Here is a 12,674-nt window from a genome sequence, read left to right on the forward strand (position 1 = left end):
CTTTACTAGTAAAAATACAATACCTTTGACTGCAATTGCAGACGATGTTTATAGAATGAAAAAAATACTTTATTTATTAACCCTACTTACATTTTCCATTACCTACGCTCAAAACCAAGCCTCCAACTGGTATTTTGGTGAGAATGCTGGTATTCAATTCAATACCTCTACAGGTAACACAACAGCACTTACAGATGGTTTGTTACACACAGACGAAGGTTGTACTAGCATATCAGATGATGATGGAAATTTGCTTTTCTACACTGATGGAATTACGGTTTATGACAGAAACCACAACATAATGCCTAACGGGAATTTTCTAAAAGGAAATCCTTCAAGTACACAGTCTGCGATAATTATACCAAAACCAAACGATCCGAATATATATTTTATTTTTACGGTAGATACCGAGAGTCAGTTTTCTCCAGATGAAGGTTTTCATTTCTCAGAGATAGATATTACATTAAATGCAGGATTGGGTGATGTTACTAGTAATAAAAACATACCGCTACTCGGAAATACCTCAGAAAAACTTAGCGCTGTTTTAAAAGACTGTGAATCTGGAAATATCTGGGTAATAACTTTTGCAGACAACTTTGGTGGCAGCAACCATAACACTTTTTATGCTTACGAAGTTTCAGACACAGGAGTAAATCTAACCCCTGTAACCTCTAACGCAGGTGTAACTATAAACGAAAGAAGAGGTTATTTGAAATTTTCACCAGACGGCACCAAATTAGTTTCCGCTAATATCAACGAAGGATTGTTTTTATATGACTTTGACCTTACAACAGGAACCGTATCTGCTCCTAAACAAATTACTATTAACCCTGCTGGATTAAATGGAGCAATATATTCTTACGGAATTGAATTTTCTCCTAATAGCCAAGTGTTATACGTAAGTGCTTATAATGATTTTTTTAGCAATAGCAATCAACAAAACAATAATCCGGCAAACCATAAATCTGCAATTTTACAATACGATCTATCAGACAATAATATCGTAGCAATAAATGCTAGTCAAACAACTATAGACGCAAGACAAGGGTTTAGAAGCGCATTGCAACTTGGACCAAACGGAAAAATATATAAAACAGAAAGTAGCACCTACGATCTAGGAATCCCGTTTCTAAGCACTATAGAATCTCCAAACACTCTAGGACAGGGATGTGACTTTATAACAAACTCCGTAAATCTAAACGGCAGAAATGCTAGACAAGGTTTACCGCCATTTATCTCATCGTTTTTTACACAAAAAATTGATATTACCGGTAACGCTACCGAAACATCTTACCTTCCACTTTGTAACGGAGATGTTTTTACACTTTTTGCAGATAATATACCTGGAGCAACTTACACCTGGTATAAAGACGGAGTGCTTTTATCGGAAACTAGCTATGAACTAGAAATTTCAGAAGATGGAACCTACGAATTAACAATAGACCTAGATTCTACAGATTGTGAAACTCTAGAAGGAGAAGCTATTGTAGAGTATTTCGAAAACCCTATCGCCAATACTGCTCAAGATATTATTATTTGTGATGATAATAATGATAACACTTGGTCTTTTGATTTTACAAGCCAAGACTCCGATATCATTGGCACACAAGACGCAACTGCTTATAGTGTGCACTATTTTACTAGTTTTGAAGATGCGGAAAACAACACTGCAGCTAATGAAATTACAGGGCCATTTTCAAACACAGAAAATCCGCAAACTATCTATGCGAGAATACACCATATCAACAACCCTAACTGCTATGACATCACGACTTTTGATATAGAAGTTTTCCATACACCAATAGCAAACCCGGTAGACAACTTTATAACATGCGACGACGCTGCAGATGGAGATGATACTAACGGACAAATAGACGTTGTACTTACAGACTTTAATGCTGCTATTTTAGGAACACAAAATGCAGCAGATTATAATATTACATACCATAACTCCCAAGCATTTGCAGATACAGGAAGCCCTATTCTAACAGACACATATTATACTCAAACACCAAACACAGAAACCATATATGTTAGAATTGAAAACAAATTAAATACTAGCTGCTTCAGTACCACATCTTTTGATATTATTGTAAATCCGCTTCCCAATCGTTTTCCTAGCAATATATTTCAATGTGATGAAGACGGTATAGTAGATGGTATAACAATTTTTAACCTTACCGAAGCAGAAGGAGCTTTATCTGGCGGCGCAGCTAATGTGTCGTTTAATTATTACACAGAATTAATAGATGCCCAAAACGAAGAAAATGCTATTGACGGTACAAGCTTTTCTAACATAAGCAATCCGCAAACAGTCTACGTGCAAATAATTGATGATGCTTCAAATTGTTCCGCAATAACAGAATTAACTTTAGAAGTAAGCACCACGCAAATTCAAAATTATGTTGCACCAGCAGTATGTGATGAATTAAATTCTGAAGACGGTATAAATACTTATAATTTAAACGAAATCACCTCAGCAATTCAAACCATAAACAACATTACGCTTCCTATCACTTACTATGAAAGTTATACGGAAGCGCTTTTAGAGCAAAACCCACTTACTTCACCATACACAAACACATCTCCTTACACGCAAGTTATTTACGCTAGAGCAGAAGATAATAATGCTTGCTACGGTATTAGCCAAGTAAGTCTGACTACAAATAAACGTCCTGAATTAAAAGAAGATGAAACACTTCTATATTGTTTAAATGCCTACCCGGAAACCATAACACTTACTAGTGGCGTTATTGGTGACCCAAATAATTACACATATGTTTGGTCTACAGGAGAAACAACAAGCGAAATTGAAATCAATCAAGTTGGAAATTATACGGTAGAAGTTAGTAGCGCAGCTGGATGTCCTACTGAAAGAACCATAACCATTGAAGCTTCCAATACTGCAACAATAGACGCTATAGATGTTATAGATGGCGCTCAAAATAATATTGTAACTGTTTCAGCTTCCGGTGAAGGAATATATGAATATGCACTTTTAGATTTTGATGGGAATATGTACAGGTACTACCAAACAAGCAATGTTTTTGAAAATGTATATCCAGGAATTTACACAGTAGCTGTAAAGGATGTTAAAAACGACTGTGGCATCGCATACCAATTAACTTCAGTTGTTGGTTTCCCTAAGTTTTTCACTCCAAATAACGACGGATATCATGACACCTGGCAAGTCCTTGGTATATCTAATCAATTTCAACCAAACTCAAAAATTAAAATTTTTGATAGATATGGTAAATTACTTAAAGAACTAGATCCTTTAGGAGAAGGTTGGGACGGAACCTTTAACGGAAGAGACCTACCAAGTGGTGATTATTGGTTTTCTGTACTCCTCCAGGACGATAGAGAGTATTTTAATCACTTTTCTTTAAAACGATAATATAATTTACGTATTTTCATACACACCTATGAAAATACCTAATATACTTTTATACTTTATACTATTTATAATGAATCTCTTTCAGGTTCATGCACAAGACATTTCATTATACCAACAATATAACGGAAGAATAAACTACACCGCAATAGGAAATACCTTAAACGAATTTGAAAACAATATTCTTCAAGATTTTTGTGAAACCCTAGCTAGTTCTTCGGCAGAATTAAATACTCCGGAAACAGCAAACATTATAGCTGCATATTTATATTGGGCGGGTTCTGGAGAAGGAGACTTAGAAGTAAGTTTAAACAATAACAATATAACTGCAGAGGAAACCTATACGGTAGATTATCATGACCCGCAACAAGGTACACTCACCTACTTTTCCTGCTTTGCAGACATTACCGAAATAGTTTCTAATTTAGGAAATACCAATTATACTTTAAGCGATTTAGATATTTCTGAAACACTTGCAACTAACCCTGGATATTGCAGCAACCGAACAAACTTTGCAGGATGGAGCATCTATGTTATTTATGAAGATGAAAGCTTACCTATAAACCAAGTAAGTCTCTTTCAAGGACTAGAAATTATAAACAGAGTAGTTCAAGAAAAAACAATTGTTATAGATAATTTAAACGTTTTAGATAATGACGGAGCAAAAATTGGTTTTCTAGCTTGGGAAGGAGATAGCGATCTAAATTACGGTGAAACTCTTCAAATAAACGGAAATATCATTTCAAATCCGCCATTAAATCCTGCGGATAATGCCTTTAACGGAACAAATACTTTCACCAATTCTTCTACTTTTTATAATGGGGATTTAGATGTTTACGATATTCAAAACAATATTGCTATCGGTGATACTTCCCTAGAAATAAAACTCACCACTGGAGCAACAGATGATTTTGGTGTTTTTAGAGCAGATCTTATTATTCTAAATAATATCATTACAGTACTAAACAGTCAGTTGCCAGATGCTACAATTGTAATAGACGAAGTTTATATCCCTTGCTATAGTAGAGATATTGAAGTAGATTATTCGGTTTTTAACCTAAACAGCACAGAAATACTTCCTGCCAATACACCAATTGCTTTTTATGCAAACAATGAATTAATTGGACAAAGCAACACACAATTTGATATTGCTATAGATGATTTTGAAACTGGAAGCATCCTATTAAATATTCCTAATAACATCCCAGACAATTTCACCTTATCTGTGGTAGTAGATGATACAGGAAATGGAAACGGAATCCTAATTGAATTAAATGAGACTAATAATACTACAACCGAAAATATACAGCTAATACCAATTCCTGACATAACCCCCTTAGCTCCTTTGCTTTCATGTGATATCGGATTTAATACAGCAACTTTCAATCTAAGCTCTCAATTAAATTTCATAGAATATGAAGACATAAATAACATACAGTTTTATCCAGATTTAGAAGATTTACTAATTAATGAAAACCAGATTTTAATCCTAGAAAACTATCAAAGCACTTCCAACGCACAAACCATCTATATAAGCCAGCAAACAGAAACTTGTCCAAAAATCTTTCAATTTAAATTACTAACAGAAAACTGTCCGCCTATAATTCCGCAAGGTTTTTCACCAAACAACGATGGGGTTAACGATTGGTTTAATATTCAAGGCCTCTATGATATTTTTGAAAAGCACGAACTTCAAATATATAACAGATACGGAACACTCATTTTTGTTGGAAACAACAACTTAAAATGGGAAGGAAAAGCCAATCGCGGACTAAACAACAAAGACAAAATACTACCTGTCGGAACCTATTTTTATGTCTTAAATCTTAACGATCCTAAATACAAAATCATGACAGGATGGGTCTACTTAAATAGGTAATAATCAACAAAGAGCATTTTCCTACAAGAAATTGAATTTGCCTAAATTATCCTTATTTTTATATATAACCATCAAATTTATTGATTTTGAAAAGTAGGATATTTAAATACAATTTAAAGCGACTCCTTCTAAACATGGCATTACTAGTCTGTTTTTCTTTTTTTACAAAATCTTATTCACAACAAATTTCAATTGATAATACCCAAACACCGCAACAATTAATTGAAAACACATTAATTCAAGGCTGCGTAGAAGTATCCAATGTAAGTTCTAATGTTAACGGAAGTGTAAATGGGTTTACTAGTTATGGATACTTTGAAAGAAGTTCTTCTAACTTTCCTTTTGAAAATGGTATCCTACTTTCTACAGGTAATGCTAGCTCTGCCGGAAACACAACAAACACAAACTCTTTAAATGACGGTTTACCTAATTGGGGAACAGATCCCGATTTAGAAAATGCGCTTGGTTTAACAAATACCTTAAACGCAACTTCTATGGAGTTTGATTTCGTTTCGGTTTCAAATCAAATTCAGTTTAATTATATTTTAGCATCCGAAGAATATTACGGAACCTATCCCTGTAGCTATTCCGATGGATTTGTATTTCTTATAAAAGAAACCGGCACTCCAACATATACCAATATTGCAGTTATTCCAGAAACAACAACTCCAGTAAACACAAATACTATTCATGATGAAATTGTTGGATTTTGCCCTGCAGAAAACGAACAATACTTTGATGGCTATAATATAGGAGACACTAATTTTAACGGAAGAACCACAGTGCTCTCTGCAACAGCTTCCATACAACCAAATGTGCAATACAGCATAAAATTAATTATTGCTGATTCTGGAGATCAAAATTTTGACTCTGCAGTTTTTATTGAAGGGTACAGCTTTAATGCAACAGTTGATTTAGGAGAAGATATTACAGATTGTGCTACCTCAACCTACTTAGACGCATTTGTAGGAAATCCATTAGCTACTTATGAATGGTTTCAAAATAACTCTCTAATTGCAGGGGAAAACAATAGTAATTTAGTAGTTACAGAATCTGGAACTTATCAGGTACTTATCACAATCCCTATGAATAATAGTAATTGTATAATTCAAGATGAAGTTATAGTTACACTTAACACAGAACAAGAAGCAGAAGATGTAGAAGATTTTCAACTTTGTGATATAAATGGTGACGGAGTGAAAACCTTTGATCTTTCTACCATGCAAACTTCCGTTTTAGCTTCGGTTCCGGATGCTGATTACAATATTAGCTATCACTATTCTAGTACAGAAGCAGGAAACGGAAACAACCCAATAACCACGCCTATTCAAAATACTAGCAATCCGCAACCTATTTATGTAAGAATTGAAGATACAAATAGTGGTTGTTTAGCCTTTACCTCTTTTAATTTGGTTGTGAATCCATTACCAGCGGTTAATAGCCCAACACAGCTAGATGTTTGTGATGATGCTACTGCTGATGGCATAACAAGTATAGACCTAAACCTAGCTAATGATGGAATTACTAGCGGTAATGCCAACTACATTGTCAACTATCACTTCACACTAGAAGATGCAGAGAATATTGAAAACATCATAGCAATCCCATACACAAACACAAACCCTACAGAGGAGATTTTTGTTAGTATTGAGGATGCCATCACCGGGTGTAAGACTACTGCAAGCATCACTATAAATGTTTTAGAAGCCCCAATTATTAACACAGAAACACAAGAAATTAACTCCTGTGAACAAGGTAACAGTGATGGACTAACAACTTTTGATTTAACAACTGTTGTGTCTGATGTATTAAACGGTTTAACAGGTGTAAGCTATAGTTTCCATACAAATTATGAAGACGCTTTAATTGGAGTAAACCCAATTTCTGATATTGAAAATTTCAGTAATACAAACCCATACACACAAACCGTTTACATTAGTGTTATGGATGATGATACCGGTTGTATTACCGTAACTCCAATACAATTATACTCCAACATGTTACAATCGGAATCAAATATAAGAGACTATGCTACATGTGACGATGAAACTAACGATGGAATAAGTGATTTCAACTTAGAAGAAATTGCTACATCCATTGCCAATGGAATAGAAAATGTTACAGTTACCTTTTATGAAAGCGAAGAAGATCAAACTAACGAAACCAACCCACTTGATCATACGCTTCCGTATACAGTCACAAGTAGTCCACAAACTATAAATATAACTCTTGAAACTCCTGAATGTATCTTTACAACAGAAATAGATTTTGTTATTCACCCTGCTGTTATTATTCAGCCTTTAGAACCTCAGAGCTATTGTGACACAAACGATGACGGTTTCACTTCTATAGAATTAGCTACGTTTAATGATTATGTGAGTCAAGGTATTGCCACTCCTTTAGTTAGTTATTTTTTAACAGAAGAAGATGCACAAAATTACGAAAACGAATTACCCGCATATTACACAAACACTAGCAACCCCCAAATAGTTTATGCTAGAGTTAGAAACAATACCACTCGCTGCTTTGATGTGGCAGAATTAGAAATACAAGTTATTCCTGCCCCTACCGTTATGCAACCTGAAAACATTGTTATTTGTGACGATGATCAAGATGCCTTTTATATAGTAAACCTAGAAGATAAAATCAGTGAAATTGTTTCAAACACCTCTAACCTAAATATTTCTTTCCATACTACAGAAGAAAATGCAAATTCTGGTTTAGAACCTATAGAAGACGCTGCAAGCTACAATGCAAACACACAAATTATTTACACCCGAGTAGAAAGCGAAATCACCTCTTGTTTTGCATTGGTTGTGTTTGAAGTCATCATAAATACAGAACCAATTTTTACGGATATTTCTAATTATAAAATCTGTGAGCCGGATGGAGATCAAACAGAAGATTTTTTATTTATTGAAAAAGATGTAGAGATTTTAAACGGCCAACCAGGTAAAGAAGTATTATATTTTTTAACCGACAATGATGCAGAAAACAGAGTTAATATTATAGATAAGAATACTGCCTTTCAAAATACTGAAAATCCACAAATTATTTACGTAAGAGTAGAAAATAGTACAGACCAAAACTGTTATGGTACAGCTTCTTTTCAAATAGAAGTTGGATTAACTCCTGATTTCACACCACCAATAGATTGGCTTATTTGTGATGATGCTAGCAATGATGGAAAAGCTGATTTTGATTTTACAGAAAAAATAAATGAAATGTCTTCCGGAAGTTCAGACAACTTAACCATTACATTTTATACTTCTTATGACGATGCCGAAGGGGAAATGAACAGCCTCCCACTTCAATATGAAAATATAACGAATCCACAACAAATTTATGTAAGAGTGGAGAATGACACTAATTGCCATACCATAACAGAATTTGGCTTAAACATTATCCAAGTTCCAAACGTAAACCCTGCTTCTGCTCAAAGGGAATGCGATACAGATACAGACGGTCTTACAAATTTCAACTTAACAGTTGCTGAAATTGAAGTCTTAGGGGTTAGACAGGATGATATAGATATCACATATCATCCATCCTTTGAAGATGTAGAGCCACATACCAATGTAATCACAGAGCCATATAACTATACCAATATTAGCAACCCACAAACAGTATATATTAAAATTACCAGTACGCTATCCAACTGCTATGTTGCCATACCTATAGAATTAACGGTAGACCTACCTCCTGAGATAAATCCAATCTCCAGTTTTGAAATCTGTGAAAGTCCTAATAACACTTTTAATCTGCAAGAAATTATAGAGGAATTGTTGGATGATACAACAAATGTTTTAGTCACATTTTACGCGAATCAAAATGATGCAGAAAACGCAGAAAACCCCTTAAACGAAAACTATACATATACTTCAAACAATGACACCATTTATGTAAGAGCAGAATACACCACAACGAATTGTTTTTCCATCGCTTCTTTTACCTTACAAGTTAATAGTGCTCCAATAACATTTCCTGTTCCTAATTTAGAAACTTGTGATGATGACTTTGATGGTATGCATTTATTTAATTTAGAAACACAAACAGCTGCAGTTTTAGGAAACCAAAATCCAAACGATTTTAATATTTCTTATTTTGAATTAGGAGAAGAAGCAATTGCCAATGAAAATGCTATTACAGATTTAAACTACTTTGCATTTAATGAGCAAACTTTTTACATCCGAATGGAAAACAAAAACACCCTTTGCTTTAGTATCGCAAACTTTCAAACCTTGGTTCATAGAAAACCTATTTTAGAAATTGAAGAACAAAGTATCTGTTTAGAAAGTTTACCTCTTATAGTAAATGCTGAAACCGGCTTTGATGGCGACACCTATTCTTGGTCTACAGGCGCTTCCACACCAGAAATTGAAATCACCGAAATAGGAAGCTACTCCTTAAGTGTTACAACAGCTTTTGGCTGCACAAATTCTGTAAACTTTAATGTGATAGAATCGGAACAAGCCACCATCGAATTTACAGAACAAGTAGATTTTTCAGACCCAAATAATATTTCGGTTACCGTTAGCGGAATTGGAGATTATGTATATATTCTAGATAACGGAACACCACAAGAATCTAACTTTTTCGACAATGTTTCTCTTGGCCCACATACCATAACTATTTTAGACCTTAACGGATGTGCTTCAGCTACAAAAGAAATTGTAATAATAGACACTCCTCTATTTATGACGCCAAATAACGATGGTTATTTTGATACATGGCATATTACTGGAGTTAATCAATTAACAGGAACCATCGTGTATATTTTTGATAGATATGGCAAGCTTTTAAAAACACTTACACATAATTCCCTTGGATGGGATGGCACTTATAACGGAGAGAACATGCCTGCAAATGACTATTGGTTTTTAGCAAAAGTTATCAAAGATGGAGAGTACTTTGAAGTAAAAGGGAACTTTACATTAAAAAGGTAAAACACACTTCTTTAACAAAAATTTTTCTCAATAAACAAAGTACTTCTTTATCTTTGCAAACCAATAATGAAAAATGAAGAATTTCCTTTTAATTATATGCTCCCTATCCTCTTATTTACTTTTCTCACAGAATATTCAAGTAGATAACACTACGCACAGTGCACAAGAGCTTATTGAAAACATTTTAATAAACAGTGACTGTATTAGCAATGTTACCGTTACAAATGTGGTTGGTGGTAACTTCGGAGATGCAGACACTAGCTTTGGTTATTTTGATGCTTCAGGAACTACATTCCCGATAGCAAGTGGATTGGTTTTAAGCACTGGTCGTTTGTCTAATGTTCCTGGACCCAATAATACTTTAAGTGACGATACTGCTAGTGGTTGGGGTGGTGACAGCGATTTAGAAACCGTTTTAAATGAAACCGACACACATAACGCTACTATAATCGAATTTGAATTTGAAGCCATTAGCGAACAAATAAGCTTCAGGTATTTATTCGCATCTGAAGAATATCAAGAAGGAAACACAGCAACTTGTAGATATTCCGACCTATTTGGTTTTTTAATTCGACCTGCAGACGCTTCTAACTATACAAATATTGCATTGGTTCCTAGCACACAAACTCCAGTAAAAGTTACAACAATTCACTCTGGAATTCCTGGTAGCTGCCCTCCTATAAATGAAGAATACTTTGGAAGTTGGAACGGGTCAAATGCACCTATTAATTTTAATGGCCAAACAACAGTCTTAACTGCTAGTGCAGAAATTAGACCTCATACAACCTACCATGTTAAATTAGTTATAGCTGATCATGATAACTATAGATATGATTCTGCAGTGTTTTTAGAAGCTGGTAGTTTCACATCTAATATGGATCTTGGAGTAGATAGACTTTTAGCAAACAACAATCCCTTATGTGAAAACGAAACATTGGAACTATATGCGGTACAACAAGGTGCAACAGGTTATAATTGGTTTAAAGATGGTGTGCAAATTATAGGAGAAAATAATCCGACTTATACTATTGAAGAAGCTGGAACTTATAGTGTCGAAATCACCTATCCTTCTGCTTGTTTTACTTCAGGGGAAATTACAGTAGAATATACTACAAACCCATTAGTAAATGATACCTCCCTTATACAATGCGACTTAGACCAAAACGGAATTACAACCTACAATTTATTTGATGCAGCCCAGTCTTTAACAACAAATACACAAGACATTGTTACTAGTTTTCACCATTCTACCACACATGCAGAGGAAAACACAGATGCCATTACAAACCCTACTTCTTTTGAAAACACTACTCCTCTACAAAAAGTTTATGCTAGAGTTGAAAATCAATACGGATGCCATAGCGTTGCAGAACTAACATTGGACATCTCTAATAATACAGTAAACATACCTCCTTTTGAAATTTGCGATAATTTCCCAGTAGATGGTTTTAGCGATTTTAATTTAAATGATTTACGTACAGAAATTGAAACACAAGTGCCTTCTGGTTCAAATATTGAATTTTATCTTTCTGAAGAAGATGCCTTAGAAGAGATAAATAGCATTAACGGAAACTTCACAAATACAGTACAAGATTCACAAACTATTTTTGTCCTTATCACAAATAGTAGCGGCTGTTACGCCATAAGTACCGTATTACTTAAAACCTTGGAAACCCCTAATCTTGAAGCCGATGAACAGCTAATATATTGTACAAGTACTTATCCCGAAACCATACAATTAAATGCCGGAATTACAAACGATTCTCCTGGGAACTACAATTATGAGTGGGTACTTGATGGTGCTCCTATAGGATTCAATACATCAAATATCAACATTAACGAAACAGGGACCTATACAGTAACTGCTACACACAATAATAGCGGTTGTTCAGCCACTAGAAACATTAGCGTTTCCCCAATTGATGCTGCTGTTATTGAATCTGTTTCTGTAAATGGTTTAGCTCCTAATAATTCGGTTACTATCACTGTTTCAGGTAATGGTGAATATGAATTCGCATTAGATAACCTTAACGGAAACTACCAAAACAATAATATATTCTACAATGTAGAAGCAGGTGAACATATCATTTATGTTAGAGAAAAGAAAGGATGCGGTATTACACCAAAAACCATAAATGTTTTAGGCTTCCCTTCATTCTTCACCCCTAACGGAGATAACTTTAATGACACTTGGATGCCTGTTGGTGTGGACCTAGAATTTAAAGCTACTATGACTATTCATGTTTTTGATAGATATGGTAAGCTTTTAAAACAACTAAGTCCAACTAGCAAAGGTTTTGATGGCACCTATAAAGAAAAAAAACTACCTGCTAGTGATTATTGGTATATAGTTACTTTTTCAGACGGGCAAACATATAAAGGTCATTTTTCTTTAAAAAGATAAGTATAGTAACATTCACTTAACTTGAGGTTCATTAATTATTTTCTATTTTTG

Annotated in this window: 4 protein-coding genes; all 4 read left to right on the top strand. The window is 34.4% G+C overall.

Annotation, left to right across the window (positions count from 1 at the left end; genetic code table 11):
* Positions 1–25 precede the first annotated feature (25 nt).
* Entirely contained in the window at positions 26–3,397 is a 3,372-nt protein-coding gene (locus DU428_RS10830; protein ID WP_243633509.1) for a T9SS type B sorting domain-containing protein, read from the top strand.
* Between the two features lie 70 nt (positions 3,398–3,467).
* Entirely contained in the window at positions 3,468–5,273 is a 1,806-nt protein-coding gene (locus DU428_RS10835; protein WP_243633511.1) for a gliding motility-associated C-terminal domain-containing protein, read from the top strand.
* 134 nt (positions 5,274–5,407) lie between these two features.
* On the top strand, positions 5,408–10,219 hold the full coding sequence (locus DU428_RS10840; RefSeq protein WP_113966348.1) for a T9SS type B sorting domain-containing protein: 4,812 nt from the start codon (positions 5,408–5,410) through the stop codon (positions 10,217–10,219).
* A gap of 73 nt (positions 10,220–10,292) precedes the next feature.
* Positions 10,293–12,623, top strand: a complete 2,331-nt coding sequence (locus DU428_RS10845; RefSeq protein ID WP_072350723.1) for a T9SS type B sorting domain-containing protein — start codon at positions 10,293–10,295, stop codon at positions 12,621–12,623.
* Positions 12,624–12,674 lie beyond the last annotated feature (51 nt).

The sequence above is a fragment of the Oceanihabitans sediminis genome, from assembly GCF_003337215.1.
Taxonomy (GTDB): Bacteria; Bacteroidota; Bacteroidia; order Flavobacteriales; family Flavobacteriaceae; genus Oceanihabitans; species Oceanihabitans sediminis.

Bases quoted from the DNA above. Each gene is read 5' to 3' on its own strand.
- DU428_RS10835 (WP_243633511.1), top strand. From the start codon at position 3,468: ATGAATCTCTTTCAGGTTCATGCACAAGACATTTCATTATACCAACAA.
- DU428_RS10840 (WP_113966348.1), top strand. From the start codon at position 5,408: ATGGCATTACTAGTCTGTTTTTCTTTTTTTACAAAATCTTATTCACAA.
- DU428_RS10845 (WP_072350723.1), top strand. From the start codon at position 10,293: ATGAAGAATTTCCTTTTAATTATATGCTCCCTATCCTCTTATTTACTT.